The organism is Lutibacter sp. Hel_I_33_5 (assembly GCF_007827455.1).
Taxonomy (GTDB): Bacteria; Bacteroidota; Bacteroidia; order Flavobacteriales; family Flavobacteriaceae; genus Polaribacter.
Genome location: NZ_VISM01000001.1, coordinates 3,049,401 through 3,068,017 on the forward strand (window position 1 = coordinate 3,049,401; position 18,617 = coordinate 3,068,017).

Below are 18,617 nucleotides of genomic sequence, written 5' to 3' on the forward strand. Positions count from 1 at the left end.
ACGATTAACGTACAAAATCGGCGCGAAATTACGCAATTTTTTTAATTAAATTGTATCTTCGCAACTTATGATTTTGAAAGGCTTTGAAGATTTAAAAACTTTTTTGGATACTCCAAAAAATATGACAATTATCGGACATAGAAACCCGGACGGAGATGCTATGGGTTCTACCTTGGCATTATATCATTATTTTAAAAAGAAAGGCCACAATCCTACGGTTGTTGTACCCAATGAGTATCCAGAATTTTTACATTGGCTACCAGGTTCTAAAACCACGTATCGATTTGATTGGCAGAATTCGCAATCTCAAAGAGCTATAAATAGTTCTGATATTATATTTTTACTAGATTTTAATGCATTGCATAGAGTAGGATATGATATGCAAAATACTTTGGAAAAATACCCAAATGATTTTGCGATGATTGATCATCATCAGCAACCAGACGATGTAAGATATATGTATTCTGATGTAGATATTTGTTCAACCTGTCAAATGGTATATCAATATATTGAAATGAATAATGATCTTGATTTAATTGATGCAGATATTGCTACCTGTTTGTATACTGGAATTATGACAGATACGGGGTCATTTAGATTTAGATCTACTACGAGTAAGACACATAGAATTATAGCCGATTTAATTGATAAAGGAGCAGAAAACGATAAAATTCATACTAATGTGTATGATGCAAATTCTTACGGAAGACTTTTATTGTTAGGACAAGCGTTAAGTAATTTACAGATGTTACCCGAATACAATACAGCATTTATCACATTAACAGAAGAGGAAAAAAAGAAGTTCGATTTTCAAAAAGGAGATACAGAAGGTGTGGTTAATTATGCACTTTCTTTAAAAGGAATTGTGTTTGCAGCAATTTTTATTGAAGATAAAGAACAAAATATTATCAAAATGTCATTACGTTCCAAAGGAACTTTTTCCGTAAATCAATTTGCGAGAAAACACTATAGTGGAGGAGGACATGATAATGCAGCAGGAGGAAAATCATTAAAAACAATGGAAGAAACTATAGTAGAATTTAAAAAAATAGTTCCGCAATACCAACAAGAATTAGCAACATCTTATGAGGTTTAGTATTTTTCTTTTACTTTTTCTGATGCTTTTTATTTCTTGCAATGAACCGATAGCAAGAAGACCAATCAGTACAAAAAAATCTACTATTCTTAAAGCTTCGATAGAAGAAAACAAAGCACTAAATAAAATAGAAGAAGATAAAATAACTGCTTTTATAAAAAAAGATAGTTTGCAAACCTATTATAATTCGTCAATGGGATTTTGGTATGCGTATCATACAAAAGTTGAAACTGAAACACCTACACCAAAATTTGGAGAAGAAGTAACTATATCCTTCGATATTAAAGATTTAAGTGGAAATAGTATGTATCCACAACAAGAAAAAAAATACACAATAGATAAAGAAGATTTTATTACAGGTTTACAACATGGAATAAAGTTGATGAAAGTTGGTGAAACCATTACATTTGTAATTCCGTCTTATAATGCTTTTGGAGTTGCTGGAGATGGAAATAAAATAGGAATTAATCAATCAATAAAAAGTACCTTAACATTAATACATATAAATAACAAACAATGAAAACGATAAAAATTGTAGCATTCACAGTGTTCTTAGGAACATTAATCTCTTGTAATAATCAGAAAGCTGATGTAAAATCTTTAGAAACAGAAGTGGATTCTGCTAGTTATGCGCTAGGTTTAAATTTAGCAAACTACATTAAAACAAATTTCACACAAGCAAATAAAGAATTGTTTTTACAAGGATTTAGAAATGGATCAGATTCTTTAAATCTTTTGATTGAAGATAAAGATGTAAATAAAGTCTTATCTGCTTTTTTCCAAAAAGAGCAAAAAAGAAAGTTGGCAGAACAATTTAAAGATGTAAAAGATGAAGGAATTGCTTTTTTAGAGAAAAATAAAACTGCTAAAGGAGTAAAAACTACAGCAAGTGGTTTACAATACAAGGTTATAAATGAAGGAAAAGGTAAAAATGCCGTAGCCTCTGATAAAGTAAAAATTCATTATCATGGAACATTAATTGACGGAACTGTATTTGATAGTTCAGTAGATAAGAAAACACCAATAGAAATGGGTGCAAGTCAGTTTGTAAAAGGGTTTAGCGAAGGATTATATTTAATGAATGAAGGTGCGAAATATAAATTTTTCATTCCGCAAGAGTTAGGATATGGAGAAAACCCAAGAAGAGGAGGACCAATTAAACCTTTTGCAGCATTAGTTTTTGAAGTTGAATTAATAGAGATTAAATAAAATGAAATATTTTAAAGTATTAGTAGTCTTTTTAATAGTATTTTCTTCTTGTAGATCTGCAAAATATAAAGGTTTAGAAGACGGAATCTATGCAGAGTTAAAAACAAATAAAGGGGAGATTTTTATGCAATTACATGCAAAAGAAACTCCAATGACGGTTGCAAACTTTGTGTCTTTAGCAAACGGAACCAATCCTAAATTAGTAGATTCTATTAAAGGGAAAAAGTTTTTTGACGGAATAAAATTCCATAGAGTTATAAAAGATTTTATGGTTCAAGGTGGAGATCCAACGGGAACGGGGAGAGGAAATGCTGGATATAGATTTCATGATGAATTCCCAAGAGATACCGCTAAAGTATTATTGTTTACTCATAACGATGCAGGTATTTTGTCGATGGCAAATTCTGGACCAGGAACAAACAGTAGTCAGTTTTTTATCACACATAAAGAAACCCCTTGGTTAGATGGAAAACATACCGTTTTTGGTAAAGTTTTATCATTGCCAACTGAGGTTGATAAAATAAAAGCTATCGTAAAAGATTCTACAAAACTAGCATTAGCATTAGATTCATTAAAATTAACGGTTTTAAATTCGATTGAAAAAAATGATACTATTCAATCTATAGAAATTGTAAGGTTAGGGAATGCAGCAAAAAGCTTTGATGAAGTAAAGATATTTACAGAAGAGATTGCCAAATTTGATGAAAAAACTAAAGAAGGAAAAGCAAGACAAGAAGAAGCAGATAAAGTTAGGTATGAGAAGTTTTTAAAAGATCAGAAAACTTATGAAGCAACTATAGATGTTGCTAAAGCAACAAAGACATCTTCTGGTTTAAAAATCTTAATGACAAAAAGTAATCCTAATGGTAAAAAAGTTGTTGACAACGTACCATTGGATGTAAATTACGGATTAAGTCTTGCAGACGGTACAGTTGTACAATCTACTTTTGGGCAGAATAGACCTTTAACGTGTCAATTAAATGATACTAAAAGACCTATGATTGCTGGATTTAAAGAAGGTGTACTAATGATGCGAGAAGGTGAAAGAGCACGTTTATTTATACCTTATTATTTAGCGTATGGTGAGCGTGGTGGAGGTCCATTTCCTCCAAAAGCAGATATTGTTTTTGATGTAGAAATTTTAAAAGTAGGTAAATAATTGTTGGAATCTTTATTACATAAAGACGAACAGCTTTTAATTTATCTAAATAATTTAGGAACAGAACAATGGGATTCATTTTGGTTCGCAATTACCAATCAGTTTAATTGGGTTCCATTGTTTTTATTGGTTTTTGCACTATTTTTTAAAAAATTTGGATTTATAAAAGGACTTTTTATTATTCTCTTCACTGTTGTTTTAGTAGTTTTTACAGACCAGTTTACAAACTTTATAAAAAACCTAACCGAGCGTTTAAGACCTTGTAATGTGGAAAGCTTACAGGATAGTTTACGTCAGTTTTCATATAAACCAAGAGGGTTTAGTTTCTTTTCTGGTCATGCTTGTTTATCAACAACATTTACAGTTTTTTCAATTTTATTATTAAAAAAACACTTTAAGTTAATCTTTATAATGATATTATTTCCAATCCTTTTTGGATATAGTAGAATCTATTTAGGCGTTCATTATCCGATTGATGTAACTTCGGGTTATTTAATGGGAACCTTATTAGGAATACTTTTCTTCAAATTACTTTCTTATTTTTATTTAAAAATATTTAAAAAAATAATTTAATCTTTTTGTAAACTATACATTTTACTAAGTCTTGTTAAATGTAACTTGGGGTTGTTTTTTCCAATTATTTGAATATATTCTGCTTTATTGACCAAAGAAATAGTTCTTTTAGGTATTTTTATTGTGGTGTTAACAAGATTTTTTTCTTCAATTTTTAAAATTTTATCATTGATTGATAATGGAATTGTAAATAAATCAAAATCACTTATTTTATACTTCTTTGCTTTTTTTCCATTTAAAAATAAGAGATGTTTGTTTTTATCAAAAAGAACTAGATAAAAATCGAAATCATTTATAGAAAAATTATTTTTAGATGTATTTATCATATCAATCGATATAGTGTTATCATTGGAAGTTTTTACATTATTAATGTTTATTTTTAACAAGTTTGGTGCTTTAAAACCATTTATATAAGAAACATAGAGGGAATCTTTATTTTTTCTTTTAATTCCGAAATTACTATACCCATAATCCTTATTCGTAATATAATAGACATCTTCATTAAAAACGGTATTATTTATATTTAATAAATCAAAATGATTTTTTCTATCATTAAAATAATTATATGAAGCAATTGGGTCTTTACTATAGAATAGGTATGTTGAAGCTCTTTGATAAGAATTAAAAAAAACCTTCTTTTTCCCTTTTGTTTTTTTTTGTAACTCAGAAACCCACTGTTTATGGCCATGCATATCTAACTGAAAAGGAAGAATACTTTCAAAAGCCATTACAATTCTTATTAAAATAATAAGCGCAATATTTATAAATGCTAAACGCTTAAATAGTGTTATTTTATGTTGATTGTTAACCAAATAATGAAACACGATTATCATTAACGGAATACTAATAGGAACAATCCACTGCGCCTGAACATGTCCTTTAAAAGACATTAAAAAAAAGAATACAAGAAAACCACCAACGATATAGTTTAATCCTTTTTGGAATTGATTTTTAGTTTTTAAATTTTTAAAAAAAGCTTTGTAAAAGAATATAAAAGTTACTCCAATAATCGCAAACATATTTACAAAATGGAGTAAGGAATTTTCAATTTTATAACTTGATTTAGCCGTTCTTTCAAAAAGGTGATATCTAAAAGTTGGATAATCATTTGCATACTGCCAGTAGAGATGCGGAAAAAATAGGAGTAGAGCAACAAAGCCAGTAATCCAAATTTTATAATCTTTAAGGACTTTTATATTAGATAACAATACAAAAAACACAATTAGTACCCCTTGATATTTACTATATAATAAACCTGCAACGGCTAATGAAATGATAAGATAACTTAGATTAGATTTGTCTTTTAAATACTTTTTATAGCCTAATAAAAAGATGCTCATAAAAAATAGCAGTGGAGTGTCGGGCACGGTAATAAATCCGTATGCATTAAATAAAGTAGTAGATAAAACGATGAGTAAAAATAGCCAAGTATAGTTTGATTTTTTAGGAAAGTCAATCAGTTTCCAAATAAAAAAGATGTTTAGAGAAAGTGTAATAGCTGATAAAATACGCACACCTAATTCGCCATTTTCAAAAAAGAAACTAGAAATAGTTATCCAAATAGCTACCATAGGAGGATGATCGAAATATCCCCAATCTAAAAATTGACTATATACCCAATAATAGGCTTCGTCGTCTAATAATTCTGTAAAATAACCTTGTAATATATTTACTATACAGAGTAAGAAAAGTGTGATAAAAAGTAATTTATTCGGGTTTTTCAATAATTTCATTACTGCAAATCTAATAGGTTTTTGGCTGCAGAAAAAGGAGTTGTTAACCCATTTTCAATTTTTTTAAGTTCTTCTTCTAATAATTGTTTTATATCACTTTGATTATAAAACTTAGTTTTTAATTGATTCTCAATGGTAGAAAACAACCAGTTTTTATTCTGTTCGTTTCTTTTTTGCTGAAAATAACCGTTTTCAATACTAAGTTTATAATATCCTGAAATCAGATCATAGACTTCTTTAATTCCTTTATTTTGTAGTGAACTAGCGGTTAATACTTTTGGCTGCCAAGTACTTTCTTTTATCGGATATAAATGCAAAGCTCTTTGAAAAGCTATTTTAGCAATCTGTGCATTTTTTTCATTTCCAGTATCCGCTTTATTTATAACAATCGCATCTGCCATTTCTATAATTCCGCGTTTAATACCTTGTAATTCGTCACCAGCACCTGCGAGTTTTAATAATAAAAAGAAATCAGTCATGGCATGAACAGCGGTTTCAGATTGTCCAACACCAACAGTTTCAATAATAATGGTATCAAAACCAGCCGCTTCACATAGTATAATACTTTCTCTTGTTTTTTGAGCAACACCACCTAAAGAAGTCCCTGAAGGAGAAGGACGAATAAATGCATTTTTATCGGTAACCAATTCTTCCATTCTTGTTTTATCACCTAAAATACTTCCTTTATTTATAGAACTAGAAGGGTCTACAGCAAGAACAGCGACTTTTTTTCCTAAGGATGTTAAGTATTTTCCGAATACTTCTATAAACGTACTTTTTCCAACTCCAGGAACACCAGTAATACCAATTCGAATAGATTTATTGGCATGTGGCAAACAAGCTTCAATAATCTTATTCGCTTTTTGTTGATGTTTTTCGTTGTTGCTTTCTACCAATGTAATGGCTCTACTTAATGATGAAATATCACCTTGTAAAATTGTTTTCACTAAATCATCCGAAGAAACTTCTTTTCTTCTATTTATTTTAATTTTTTCAGCAGAAGCATCACTTGTTGTATTAGGTTGTAATACACCATCTCTTTCGGTAAGCGCAAATTTGTTTTTATCAATCATTTAACTTTTGTGAGATAAAATAATAAGTAAATTTAGAAATAAATTTTTTGACAAAATGCAACGCGGTTAAAAAACAATCGTCTATAAAGTAAGAATTCGTAAATGAGCCATACCAAACAGCTTCATCACGCTATTATTAGCAAGTGTAAATGCAATGATGCAAAAGCGCAAATGCAATTGTATAAATTGTATTGTAATGGGATGTTTTTGGTTGCTAAACGATATGTAAAGGAAACTGCAATTGCGGAGGACGTTATGCAAGATGCGTTTATTAAAGCATTTAAAAATATACATTCTTATAAAGGTGAAGTTTCTATTGGAGCATGGATTAAAAGGATTGTCATTAATCAAAGTATTGATGAATTAAAAAAGAAGAAGTTAGAGATTGTTGCTATTAATGACGAAGTTCATACAGTAGAGGATGAAAAATGGACAATAAATGATGGAATTTCTATGCAACAAATAATTGATTCAATACAAGCGTTAAAAGAAAAATACCGAGTGGTTTTGTCCTTGTATTTGTTAGAAGGATATGATCATAAAGAAATTTCAGAAATATTGGGAATTACAGAAGTAACATCTAGAACTCATTTAATGAGAGGGAAAAAAATAGTCAAAGAAAGTTTAAAAGCAATTCGATATGCCTAAAGACATTAGAGAAGTATTAGAAAATTATAAAGAGGAAACTATAGAACTTTCATCAAATCATTCAAAGAAATTTGAAACTAAATTGTTGAAAGAATTACATCCAAAAACAACAAAAAAGAGATCCTATAAATGGTTATCTATTGCTGCTTCAATTGTTTTACTAATTAGTTTAGGAATACAATTTTATCCTACAGATATAGAAGAAAATCCTGTTATAGAAAGTGAAATTCCAACGAAAAACATCAGTTTAGAAACTATTTCTCCAGAATTAAACACCATAGAATCTTACTATGCCAATAGTATTAACTACGAGTTAAGTCAAATAAACATGACAAAAGAGAATAAGGAAATGGTAGATGGATATTTGGCAAGAGTAGGAGAATTAACAAAAGAGTATAAATCATTAACACTAGAGCTCAATACAAACGGTGTTAATGATGCTACGATAGATGCATTAATAAATAATTTGCAATTAAGATTACAGCTGTTACAACGTTTAAAAAAACAATTAAAAAATTTAAAAAAAATAAACACAAAACAATATGAAACTCAACAAGTATAATAAACATCTAGTTTTTGCTTTTGCTGTTTTTGTTACAATAGTACATGCGCAAAAATTTGATAAAAAATTTACAGAAAGGTTCAATACAAATAAGGACGTAACCATAGAAATTAATGCAAGTAATACGGATATTGATGTTACTACTTGGAATAAAAACGAAGTATTAGTAGAAGCCTGTTTTGAAGTAGAAGGAATTGATAAAAAAGAAGCTGAAAAGTACTTTAAAAACTGGAATTTTGAAGCATTGGGAAATAAGGGGAAAGTGAAAATAAAATCTGGTAGAAGTAATCATTTATTTGGTAATTCTAACGATTTTGTAATTTTTAATAATGATAATTTTGTGATGCCAGAGATGCCAGAGATGCCAGAAATGCCTGAGTTTCCTGAAATTCCTGATTTTGATTTTGAAACTATTGTAATTCCTGAAATGGATTATGAAAAAATGTTTTCTGGACTTAGACATTTAGAGTTCGATTTTGATAAGTATTTCGAAGATGGTGATAATTATTTTTTCTCTTGGAAAGATGATGCGCATAATATCACTATAAAATCTAAAAAAGAGTGGGAGAAATTTAAAAAGACTGAGGAATACAGAGATTTTGTTAAAGAAATGAAACGCAATAAACTAAAACTTAAGAAAAAACTTTTAGAAAAAGAAAAAAAGTTAAAACGTAGTAAAATTAAATTGAAAAAACAGCTATTAGAATCTAAAAAACGATTTAAAAAAATAGATAGAAAAAAAATTAAAGAAGCATTAGAAAAGGCAAGTAAAAAATTAAAAAATAGTAAGTTTAGTTATTTCTTTAATTCAGATTCTAACGATATTACGATTAATGGAAAAAAAGTAAAAATTAAAAAGCGTTTGGTTATTAAAGTACCAAAAGGAGCTAAATTCGATTTAAATACACGTCATTGTAAAGTAAAATTACCAAATACAAAAGCTTCAGGTAAGGTTAGTTACGGAACCTTTAATGCTAATAATTTACAAGGAGGAAAATTAAACATCTCTTATTCTCCAGTAACTATAAATGATTTAAACGCTTGTACTTTATTTTTAAATAATGTAACCGATGCTAAAATAGCGTCGGTTACAAATACAACCATGAGTAATAACTCATCTGGTGTTGTTATTAATACAATCAATCAAGATGTTGATGTAACAAATAAATATGGAGAGCTCACTATTGATAATATTGCTCCAAATTTTAATACATTTAAATTGTTGCTAAATTCTTCTGAAGCTGATATTAATTTAACAAAATTAAAAGATCAACTTGTATATAGAGTAGGTAGTAATTCTACATTTTATCTAGATAAGCCTGCTGTTTTTAGTAAGTTGTCAAAAAGTCAAAATAAAGCCTTAAATGGAGATTTTATTATTATTTCAAATGATAAAAAACTTAATATTAAAGGTAAATACAGTAAATTAATCTTAAAAAAGAAAATTTAATTGATAAAAAACTACTCTAATTTTTTATCAAACTTCTAACAAATTCCATTTCTCAGTTCTTTATAAAGTACCTATATTTATCATCTGTAAATAGTTACTTTTTTAATGGAATTATACAAAGAAAATCAACTTAAAATATATAACTCTTTAACCAAAACTAAAGAGAACTTTAAACCAGTCATAGAAGGCAGAATTGGTATGTATGTTTGTGGACCAACTGTGTATAGCAATGCGCATTTAGGAAACGTACGAACATTTATGTTTTTTGATGTTGTCTACAGGTATCTCTTACATTTAGGTTATAAAGTACGTTATGTTCGTAATATTACGGATGCTGGTCACTTAGAAAATGATGCAGATGCTGGTGAAGATAGAATTTCTAAACGTGCTCGTTTAGAAGAAATTGAACCAATGGAGGTTGTGCAACGTTATACCGTTGATTTTCATGATGTCTTAAAAAAGTACAATTTTTTGCCACCAAGTATAGAGCCAACAGCAACAGGTCATATTGTTGAGCAAATCGAAATGATTAAAGAAATCATAGAAAAAGGTTTTGCATATGAAGTAAATGGTTCGGTATATTTTGATGTTTTAGAATACAATAAAAAAGAAAATTACGGAATTCTTTCAGGAAGAAAAGTAGAAGACTTAATTCACAATACACGTACTCTAGACGGACAGTCGGATAAGAAGAATCCACAAGATTTTGCACTTTGGAAAAAAGCTGATGAGCGTCATATTATGCGTTGGCCTTCTCCTTGGAGCGATGGTTTTCCAGGGTGGCACTTAGAATGTTCTGTAATGAGTTCTAAATATTTAGGATCTCAATTTGATATTCATGGTGGTGGAATGGATTTAAAATTTCCACATCACGAATGTGAAATAGCTCAATCAAAAACTTGTAGTGGTGTGACTCCAGTAAATTATTGGATGCATACAAATATGTTATTGTTAAATAGTCAGAAAATGGCTAAATCGACTGGAAATTATATTTTACCTGATGAGATTTTAACAGGAGATAATAAGGTCTTACCAAAAGCATTTTCAGCAAGTGTTGTTCGTTTTTTTAACTTACAAGCCAATTATAGGAGTGTCTTAGATTTTTCTGGAGATGCTTTATTAGCTTCAGAAAAAGGACATTCAAAATTAATGGAAGCAATTAGCTTTTTAGATAAAATTGAAGCTAGTAATTCATCAACTTTTGATGTGAAAAAATGGAAAGGTGATTGTTATAATGCAATGAATGACGATTTTAATACACCTATATTGATATCACATTTATTTGAGGCTGTTAAAGTTATTAATCAAATTAAAGATGATAAAGCGACTATAACAACTGAAGATTTATCAACTTTAAAAATAACTTTAAACGCATTAGTTTTTGATGTATTAGGGTTAATGAATGAAACTTCAGAAAGTAGCTCAGACAAGATAAATGGAGTAGTAGAACTACTAATAAAATTGCGTAAAGAAGCAAGAGAAAATAAAGATTGGGCATTATCCGATCAAATTAGGGATGAATTAATTGCGTTAGGAATTCAATTAAAAGACGGTAGAGAAGGAACAACGTTTTCTATAAGTTAATTACGAATTGTAAATTATGAAATACGAATGTCATTTCGAACGGAGTCGAGAATGTTATTTATTTTTAAATAATTAATTATTGAATAAATTTTTGACATACCCATTTGTAATATTAGTTCGTTTTTATCAAACAGCAATTTCACCTTTTACGCCATCAACATGTAGATATAGTCCAACATGTTCACATTATACCATAGAAGCTTTACAAAAGCATGGATTGTTTTCTGGAGGCTGGTTATCGTTAAAAAGAATATTTAGTTGTCACCCTTGGGGAGGAAGTGGTTATGATCCAGTCCCTGAGAAGAAAAAATAATATTTGTCACCTCGAGCGCAGTCGAGAGGTTTAAAAGTAATTATATTAAAAGGTCTCGACTGCGCTCGACCAGACATAAAATAAAATAAATGAGATTATTATCCATCGTTTGGGATCCATCAGTAGGAATCGATTTAGGTTTTTTTACTATTAGATGGTATAGTTTAATGTTTGTTGCTGCCTTTCTTTTAGGCTTACATTTAATGAAAAAAATATATGTAGCAGATAATGTTCCTAAAGAAAAATTAGATCCATTGTTTATGTACGTCTTTATATCAATGTTAATTGGTATGCGTTTAGGTGATGTGTTTTTTTATAGTTGGGATTATTATCAAAACCATTTATTAGAAATATTTTTACCAATAAAAGAAAGTCCAAACGATACATTGTTTGGTTTTATAAAAGGCTGGAAATTCTCTGGATTTATGGGGTTTGCAAGTCATGGTGCTGCTATAGGAATTCCAATTGCAATGTATTTTTATGCTAAAAAGCATTTACAAAAACCATGGTTGTTTATTTTAGATAGATTAGCCATTATGGTTGCTTTAGCTGGTTTTTTTATTAGAACAGGGAACTTTTTTAATTCTGAAATTTACGGTAAACCTACAGGAACTGATTTTGGTGTCATTTTCACTAAAGCTGGAGAAATTGTCCCAAGACATCCGACACAATTATATGAAGCCCTTGGTTATTTAGCAATATTCTTTATGATGTGGTACTTATACTGGAAAACAGATAAAAAGAATCAAACTGGATTCTTATTTGGGTTATTTTTAGTGGTTTTATGGTCTTTACGTTTCTTTATAGAATTCTTAAAAGAAGCACAAGTTGATGGAAGAGAAGATTGGGTGTTTAATTCGTTAAATACAGGTCAGGTTTTAAGCATACCACTTGTTTTATTAGGCTTTTGGTTGATGTTTAGAAAGAAATAAATAAGATATAAGAATAAAAAAAAGCCCAAGTTTTAAACTTGGGCTTTTTTTTATTCAATTTTAAAGAATTTAAGGACTTTGGAATTTTGATTAGAGTAGACTTTAATAAAGTAAACACCAACTTTTAAACGCTCGACATCTAATTGTATATCTTTAGATTGATGATTTCTAAATTGTAGTTCTTTACCATTTATATCGTAAACTATCGTTTTTGTAATCTTAGAATGGTTACTAATAGTTATTCTTTTTGATACAGGATTTGGAAAGAGTTTTAAATTTTGAAATACAACATCTTCTACTGATAAAATAGTTTCTGTTTTAAATTTCCATGAAGTTTTACTTGTTAAACCAGACCAATTATTATTAAATTGACCTTTTATAATTCCATTAGGAATATCAATATAGATATCAGTATTTTGTGGTAAATAGGTAATGGGATAAATTACTAAAGTATTATTATAAATAACGGTATTTATTACATCAATAGTATTTATTATACTGTTGTCACTAACTTTTCTGATAAATAGTGAACCTTCCCCTTTTTGAATAAATCTGTCGAAATTAATTTCTAAGTTTTTATTGATTTTAACATTGGTTGCATTATTAATTGGAGAAAACGTTGTAGTTAAAGGTTCTTCTGCCTCTGTATGGAAATTCTCTACACCACCATATAAAACATTGTTTTGAATTCTACCATTGTTATTACCAAGAATAATATAAGTTTGAAAATAATATTGAGTAGCTACTGATAAATTATTGATGGTAATTGTGAATTCACCAGTAAAAACATCATCTACAACTTTGATTACATCTGCACCTCCAATTTTAGGGCTCATATTTGTAGATGAATATACAACACCACGTTCTATTACATTTACGTCAGTTGCTTCTCCAGTAATAGTTACAGAAACCGAAGAAACAGCACTTGTTTGTAAAGTTTGCACAAGGGTAATTGAAAAATCACTAGAAACAAAAGTTTCGTTATAATTATCTCCATAGGTTAAGGTTCCTTTATTTATAGAATAAGTTCCAACAGTTTCACCATTAGTTCTTTCTAACATTCCAGAAGCATTATCATTATTTACAGCAGAACTAGCAGTTATAGAATATGTTAATATTGGGTCATTTTCTCCTTCAATTTTAAATTGATTATGATTAACTGTAATTGTAATAGCTCTTTTAGTAACAGTAAATGTTCCTTTAGTTTGTATGATGTTGTAATTAACATCTGTAGCATTAGTAACATTAATATCATACGTTCCCACATCTGATAAAGTTGTAGCTATAGAATTAATAGATGGCGCAGTATCTAAAGAACTAGCATCATCCGAATTTTTAAATCCGCTAAACATCACTGTAAAAGTTGGGTTCGTATCCCCATATTCACGTGTTTTATTATCCGCAGTAATGGTAAGATTCGCTTTAGAAATAGTTAATGTTCCTTTAGTTTGAGTAATATTATAATTAACATCAGCCCCACCAGATAAATTAATATCATGATTTCCTACATTAGAACTCTCTGTTGCCGTAGAACTCACAGAAGGAGCATTGTCTAAACTAGCAAAAGTATCCGAGTTTTTAAATCCGCTGTAAACAATTGTAAAAGCAGGATTCGCATCACCATATTCACGTGCTTTATTTTCAGCTGTTGCAGTAACAGTTGCTTTAGTTATTGTTAAGGTTCCTTTGGTTTCAGTAATGTTATAATTAACATCAGCCCCACCAGATACATTTATATCATGATTTCCTACATTAGAAGCATTTGTTGCCGCAGAACTCGCAGTAGAAGCAGTGTCTAGACTAGCAAAAGTATCCGAGTTTTTAAATCCACTGTAAGCAATTGTAAATGCAGGATTTGCATCACCATATTCACGTGATTTATCATCAGCAGTAGCAGTAATTGTAGCTTTACTAATAGATAACTTTCCTTTTGTTTGTGTGATGTTATAATTAGCATCTACAGCACCAGCAACAGTAATATCATGATTTCCAACATTCGATGAAGTATCAGCAGTAGAACTAGCCGTAGGTTTGGTATCTAAACTATCAGAAGTATCAGCGTTTTTAAATCCACTATAAGAAATTGTAAATGTTGGATTTGCATCTCCATATTCACGAGTTTTGTTATCAGCAGTAGCAGTAATTGTAGCTTTACTAATAGTTAACGTTCCTTTTGTTTGTGTGATGTCATAATTAGCATCTACAGCACCAGCAACAGTAATATCATGATTTCCAACATTCGATGAAGTATCAGCAATAGAACTTGCAGTAGGTTTGGTATCTAAACTATCAGAAGTATCAGCGTTTTTAAATCCACTATAAGCAATTGTAAATGCAGGATTTGCATCTCCATATTCACGAGATTTATTATCAGCTGTCGCTGTAATAGTTGCTTTAGAAATAGTTAACGTTCCTTTTGTTTGTGTGATGTCATAATTAGCATCTACAGCACCAGCAACAGTAATATCATGATTTCCAACATTCGATGAAGTATCAGCAGTAGAACTTGCATTAGGTTTGGTATCTAAACTATCAGAAGTATCTGAGTTTTTAAATCCACTATAAGCAATTGTAAATGCAGGATTTGCATCTCCATATTCACGAGTTTTGTTATCTGCAGTAGCCGTAACAGTTGCTTTAGAAATAGTTAAGGTTCCTTTTGTATTTGTTATATCATAATTGTTGTCACTTCCACCATTAACGGTAATATCATGAGTTCCTGCATTTGTATTGGCATCGGCAACAGAACTAGCAGTAGGAGCAGTATCTAAAACTGTATTGGTTTCACCATTTTTAAATCCTGCATAAATAATTGTAAATGTTGGATTTGCATCTCCATATTCACGAGTTTTGTTATCTGCTGTAGCCGTAACAGTTGCTTTAGAAATGGTTAAAGTTCCATTAGCAGGAGTGATGTTATAATTGTTATCGCTTCCTCCATTAACGGTAATATCATAAGTTCCTGCATTTGTATTTGCATTGGTAATTGAACTAGCAGTAGGCTCTGTATCTAACACCGCATTCGTTTCACTATTTTTAAATCCTGCATAAGTTATTGTAAATGTTGGATTTACATCCCCATATTCACGAGATTTATCATCCGCTGTAGCGGTAATAGTTGCTTTAGAAATAGTTAAAGTTCCGTTTGCAGGAGTGATGTTATAATTGGTATCGCTTCCACCACTAACTGTAATATCATGAGTTCCTGCATTGGTTGTTGTATCTGCTGTAGAGCTTACTGTTGGTAAGGTATCTATATCAGTACTAGTCTCTGAATTTTTAAATCCACTATAATTAATTGTGAAAGTAGGATTTGCATCCGCATACTCGCGAGATTTATCATCCGCTGTAGCGGTAATAATTGCTTTGTTAATAGTAAGAGTAATATCTTTAGTTGCTGCTTTATAATTTGCATCCTCAGCTAATGTTGCTCTAACGGTAACGCTAGCTGCATTACCTACAGTTACAGTTTTTTTATTAGTACCAGATAAACTGGTTCCGTTTTTAGTTCCAATAATTGAATATGAAATTACTCCTGTTGAATTTGATGTAGCTGCTAAATCAAAATTTGCATCACCATAGGTCTTAGTTATATTTTCAAAAGTAATAGTAGGATCTAATTTTGTGGTAGTAAAAACTCCTGTAAATCCATAGGTAGTACCTATAGCATTCGATGAATATGCCTTAAAATGATATTCAGTGTTAGGGGATAAGCTAGTTATGGATTTAGAAAAGGTTCCAAAACCAGCACCATTGACATCTTTTGATACTCCTGTACCATCAATAAAAGGATCTGCATTAATGGATTTAATTGAATATACTACACCTCTTTCGGTAATATTTATACCTCCAGTTGTTAAAGCTTCTCCTGCAAGAGTTACAGATGTACTAGCAATATTACTTGCTGCTTGGGTACTTGTTGTTGGTAGTTTGGTATTAATAGCAATATTTGTATTGCTTTGAAGGTCGGTAAAACCACCTACATAAAAATTTGTATTTGCAGGATTATTACCAGAGTCTATTATAGTTCCAGAATTTAGATCTAGATAAGGACTATGATGAATTAATAAATCCGTATTTGCTTCATCACCAGCTTGAACGGTATAAAGAAAACGTAGGGTATCTGAATCATTACCACTAGTATAATTAATAGTTCTATCTACTGTACCTGTTTCTAAAGTCATTTGTGGAGTGCCCGTTACAAATACTTTTTCAGAAAATTTTACATCTATGTATATTTCTTCACCTATAGAATAAGTACCATCAGGTGTTGTAGAATCTACACTTAAAATTGTTGGAGCAACTAAGTCTTTTATAATGGTATAAGTGAGTTCTGGACCTGGATTTTCATTATTTACATCTGCTACTCTAAATTTAAAAGTTATTTCCCCGTCCAATAATGTGTTTAAGCTACCGATAATAAAGTTAGTATAGCTTCCAGAATAGTATGTGCTGCCCAAAGTAGGGCCGCCAGCACTACTTGTTACAGACCAAGTCATAGGGAATTGTTTAGATGGATGATTTACACCTTCAAAATTTAATGTAGTGCTGCTTACATTATTACTAATATTTATAGCTGCCACATCTACATTAAAACTATACCCAATGGGTGTAGTAACAGCATCAATATTTAAGGCTTTTATAAAACCTAATGAATTACTCGCTCCAGGCGTAGCTAGAGTTAAAGCTGCATCATTATTTAAATTATCTTTAATTGTACCTCCATTTAATGTTAAAGAATTGGTTGCTTTATAATCTAAGTCACTATTTAAATCGCCAGCTTGTACTGTATAGTTAAATGTTAAGGTGTTTGTATCGCTTCCAGATACATAATCAATTAACCTATCTGTAGTTCCTGTTTCTAATTCTAATTGAGGAGTTCCTGTAACGGTAACATTTTTGTTAAATTGAATGGTGATGGGGATTAATTCTCCCGTATTATAATTACCATCTGTTTTAGTACTTGATACTAATGATACAATTGGAGTAGAAGTATCTATAGTAATATTTTTGTTTGCTCCTAAAGAATTTGCAGCCCCTGGTGAGGGTAAAGTTAGTGTAGCGTTTTTAGCATTCGCATGTTTTATTGTTCCTCCATTTAATGTTAATGAACTTGTAGCTTTATAATCTAAATCGCTAATATTATCTGTAGGTTGTACTGTATAATTAAATAATAACGTATTTGTTCCAGTACCAGAGACATAATCAATTTCTCTATCAGTTATACCAGTATTTAATTCTAATTTCGGAGTACCAGTAACATTTACAGGTTCCGAAAATGTAATAGTAATAGGAATTACATTTGATAAAACATAAGTTCCATCTGAAACAGAACTGGTAACGTTGGTTACAGTTGGTGTAACGGTAGATATTACTAAATTTTTATTAGCACCTAAAGAACCTGCTGCTCCAGGACTCGGCAAAGTTAATATTGCATTGCCACCTGAATTAACGTGTTTTATAGTGCCTCCATTTAATGTTAAAGAAGTTGTTGCTTTATAATCTAAATCGGCACTTTCATCGCCATTTTGTATTGTATATGTAAAAGTTAAAGTATTGGTTCCTGTTCCAGTGCTATAGGTTGCTATTTTATCTGTTGAACCCGTTTCTAATTCTAATTGAGGAATTCCTGTTACATTTACTGAATGAGAAAAAGTAACTGTAATAGGCATTGGTGTACTTATATCATTATAAGTACCATCAGGAACGGAAGTAGTAATATTGGTTACAGTAGGATTTACTATTGGTATTATATCTGCTTCAAAGATTAAATCATATCCTGAGGTTGGACTATTTGAAGAAAAATAAGCTTGTCCACCACTATAAATATTAGACCCATTACTTTCGTAAAACAAATTTGCACCATTACGAATATCAAATGTGTATTTCTGACCGTTAGTTACAGAGATATTTAATGAAGAAACATCAATTTCAGAATAGTCTGTATTAGTAGTCTTTGTGCTTATATTTGCAGTTGATAAATTCCCTAAATTAGATCCTAAATATCCTTCACCTTCATAAATAGTAATGGTTGCTCCAGATTTGTCAGCTCCACCTAAAACTTTAATTTTAGATAAAACACCTGATTGACAAGCGGTGAAACTTTGTCCAAAATAATCATATTGAGCATTTGTTATTGTACCACTAGTTGCACTTTCTGTACATTGAGCGTTACTTTGGATTGATGTAAAAAAAATAAATACAAGTATTACTACTAAAGCATATTTTTTATTCATAGTATAAGTTTTTAAGATTGGTTATTGGGGTTAATTCAAAGTTATTAAT

At 30.1% G+C, this 18,617-nt stretch carries 14 protein-coding genes; 11 read left to right on the forward strand and 3 right to left on the reverse strand.

The features are described from left to right. Positions 1-67 precede the first annotated feature (67 nt). Genes OD91_RS13190 through OD91_RS13210 form a run of 5 tightly spaced genes read left to right on the forward strand, consistent with a single transcriptional unit; the run spans position 68 to position 4,037 of the window. Positions 68-1,096, forward strand: coding sequence for a bifunctional oligoribonuclease/PAP phosphatase NrnA (locus OD91_RS13190; protein WP_144896840.1), 1,029 nt, complete (start codon positions 68-70; stop codon positions 1,094-1,096). A 22-nt stretch (positions 1,097-1,118) separates the two neighbouring features. Next, entirely contained in the window at positions 1,119-1,616 is a 498-nt protein-coding gene (gldI, locus tag OD91_RS13195) for a gliding motility-associated peptidyl-prolyl isomerase GldI (protein ID WP_255513268.1), read from the forward strand. Beyond that, the gene (locus OD91_RS13200) at positions 1,613-2,305 is read left to right on the forward strand and encodes an FKBP-type peptidyl-prolyl cis-trans isomerase (protein ID WP_144896842.1); all 693 of its coding nucleotides are present in this window, start codon (positions 1,613-1,615) and stop codon (positions 2,303-2,305) included. The genes gldI and OD91_RS13200 overlap by 4 nt, the downstream gene beginning before the upstream one ends. 1 nt (position 2,306) lies before the next feature. Next, positions 2,307-3,464, forward strand: a complete 1,158-nt coding sequence (locus OD91_RS13205) for a peptidylprolyl isomerase (RefSeq protein WP_144896843.1) — start codon at positions 2,307-2,309, stop codon at positions 3,462-3,464. 3 nt (positions 3,465-3,467) lie between these two features. Further along, on the forward strand, positions 3,468-4,037 hold the full coding sequence (locus OD91_RS13210; RefSeq protein WP_144896844.1) for a phosphatase PAP2 family protein: 570 nt from the start codon (positions 3,468-3,470) through the stop codon (positions 4,035-4,037). On the opposite strand, the gene OD91_RS13215 is transcribed toward OD91_RS13210, so the two are convergent. After that, positions 4,034-5,770 carry a glycosyltransferase family 39 protein gene (locus tag OD91_RS13215; protein WP_144896845.1) on the reverse strand — a complete coding sequence of 579 codons (1,737 nt, stop codon included), beginning with the start codon at positions 5,768-5,770 and terminating at the stop codon, positions 4,034-4,036. The two genes, OD91_RS13210 and OD91_RS13215, sit on opposite strands and share 4 nt — an antisense overlap. After that, a complete protein-coding gene (gene meaB / locus OD91_RS13220) occupies positions 5,770-6,843 on the reverse strand; it encodes a methylmalonyl Co-A mutase-associated GTPase MeaB (RefSeq protein WP_186434458.1) in 1,074 nt (357 codons plus the stop codon). The genes OD91_RS13215 and meaB overlap by 1 nt, the downstream gene beginning before the upstream one ends. Positions 6,844-6,945: 102 nt before the next feature. Between meaB and OD91_RS13225 the strand changes: the two genes are divergently transcribed. The 6 genes from OD91_RS13225 to lgt all read left to right on the forward strand — a co-directional run bounded on the left by OD91_RS13225 (position 6,946) and on the right by lgt (position 12,332). Beyond that, entirely contained in the window at positions 6,946-7,491 is a 546-nt protein-coding gene (locus OD91_RS13225; RefSeq protein ID WP_144896846.1) for an RNA polymerase sigma factor, read from the forward strand. Then, the gene (locus tag OD91_RS13230) at positions 7,484-8,053 is read left to right on the forward strand and encodes a hypothetical protein (protein WP_144896847.1); all 570 of its coding nucleotides are present in this window, start codon (positions 7,484-7,486) and stop codon (positions 8,051-8,053) included. The genes OD91_RS13225 and OD91_RS13230 overlap by 8 nt, the downstream gene beginning before the upstream one ends. Next, entirely contained in the window at positions 8,034-9,503 is a 1,470-nt protein-coding gene (locus tag OD91_RS13235) for a hypothetical protein (protein ID WP_144896848.1), read from the forward strand. The genes OD91_RS13230 and OD91_RS13235 overlap by 20 nt, the downstream gene beginning before the upstream one ends. Positions 9,504-9,608: 105 nt before the next feature. Further along, the gene (gene cysS, locus OD91_RS13240; protein WP_144896849.1) at positions 9,609-11,087 is read left to right on the forward strand and encodes a cysteine--tRNA ligase; all 1,479 of its coding nucleotides are present in this window, start codon (positions 9,609-9,611) and stop codon (positions 11,085-11,087) included. Between the two features lie 79 nt (positions 11,088-11,166). After that, positions 11,167-11,400, forward strand: coding sequence for a membrane protein insertion efficiency factor YidD (gene yidD, locus OD91_RS13245; RefSeq protein ID WP_144896850.1), 234 nt, complete (start codon positions 11,167-11,169; stop codon positions 11,398-11,400). Between the two features lie 89 nt (positions 11,401-11,489). Next, complete coding sequence (lgt, locus tag OD91_RS13250; RefSeq protein ID WP_144896851.1) at positions 11,490-12,332, forward strand: prolipoprotein diacylglyceryl transferase; 843 nt, start codon at positions 11,490-11,492, stop codon at positions 12,330-12,332. A 50-nt stretch (positions 12,333-12,382) separates the two neighbouring features. On the opposite strand, the gene OD91_RS13255 is transcribed toward lgt, so the two are convergent. Then, positions 12,383-18,568 carry an MBG domain-containing protein gene (locus tag OD91_RS13255; protein WP_144896852.1) on the reverse strand — a complete coding sequence of 2,062 codons (6,186 nt, stop codon included), beginning with the start codon at positions 18,566-18,568 and terminating at the stop codon, positions 12,383-12,385. Between the last annotated feature and the right edge of the window lie 49 nt (positions 18,569-18,617).

Coding starts and splice junctions, on each gene's coding strand:
- OD91_RS13190 (WP_144896840.1), top strand. CDS start 68: ATGATTTTGAAAGGCTTTGAAGATTTAAAAACTTTTTTGGATACTCCA.
- gldI (WP_255513268.1), top strand. CDS start 1,119: ATGCTTTTTATTTCTTGCAATGAACCGATAGCAAGAAGACCAATCAGT.
- OD91_RS13200 (WP_144896842.1), top strand. CDS start 1,613: ATGAAAACGATAAAAATTGTAGCATTCACAGTGTTCTTAGGAACATTA.
- OD91_RS13205 (WP_144896843.1), top strand. CDS start 2,307: ATGAAATATTTTAAAGTATTAGTAGTCTTTTTAATAGTATTTTCTTCT.
- OD91_RS13215 (WP_144896845.1), bottom strand. CDS start 5,770: ATGAAATTATTGAAAAACCCGAATAAATTACTTTTTATCACACTTTTC.
- meaB (WP_186434458.1), bottom strand. CDS start 6,843: ATGATTGATAAAAACAAATTTGCGCTTACCGAAAGAGATGGTGTATTA.
- OD91_RS13225 (WP_144896846.1), top strand. CDS start 6,946: ATGAGCCATACCAAACAGCTTCATCACGCTATTATTAGCAAGTGTAAA.
- OD91_RS13230 (WP_144896847.1), top strand. CDS start 7,484: ATGCCTAAAGACATTAGAGAAGTATTAGAAAATTATAAAGAGGAAACT.
- OD91_RS13235 (WP_144896848.1), top strand. CDS start 8,034: ATGAAACTCAACAAGTATAATAAACATCTAGTTTTTGCTTTTGCTGTT.
- cysS (WP_144896849.1), top strand. CDS start 9,609: ATGGAATTATACAAAGAAAATCAACTTAAAATATATAACTCTTTAACC.
- lgt (WP_144896851.1), top strand. CDS start 11,490: ATGAGATTATTATCCATCGTTTGGGATCCATCAGTAGGAATCGATTTA.
- OD91_RS13255 (WP_144896852.1), bottom strand. CDS start 18,568: ATGAATAAAAAATATGCTTTAGTAGTAATACTTGTATTTATTTTTTTT.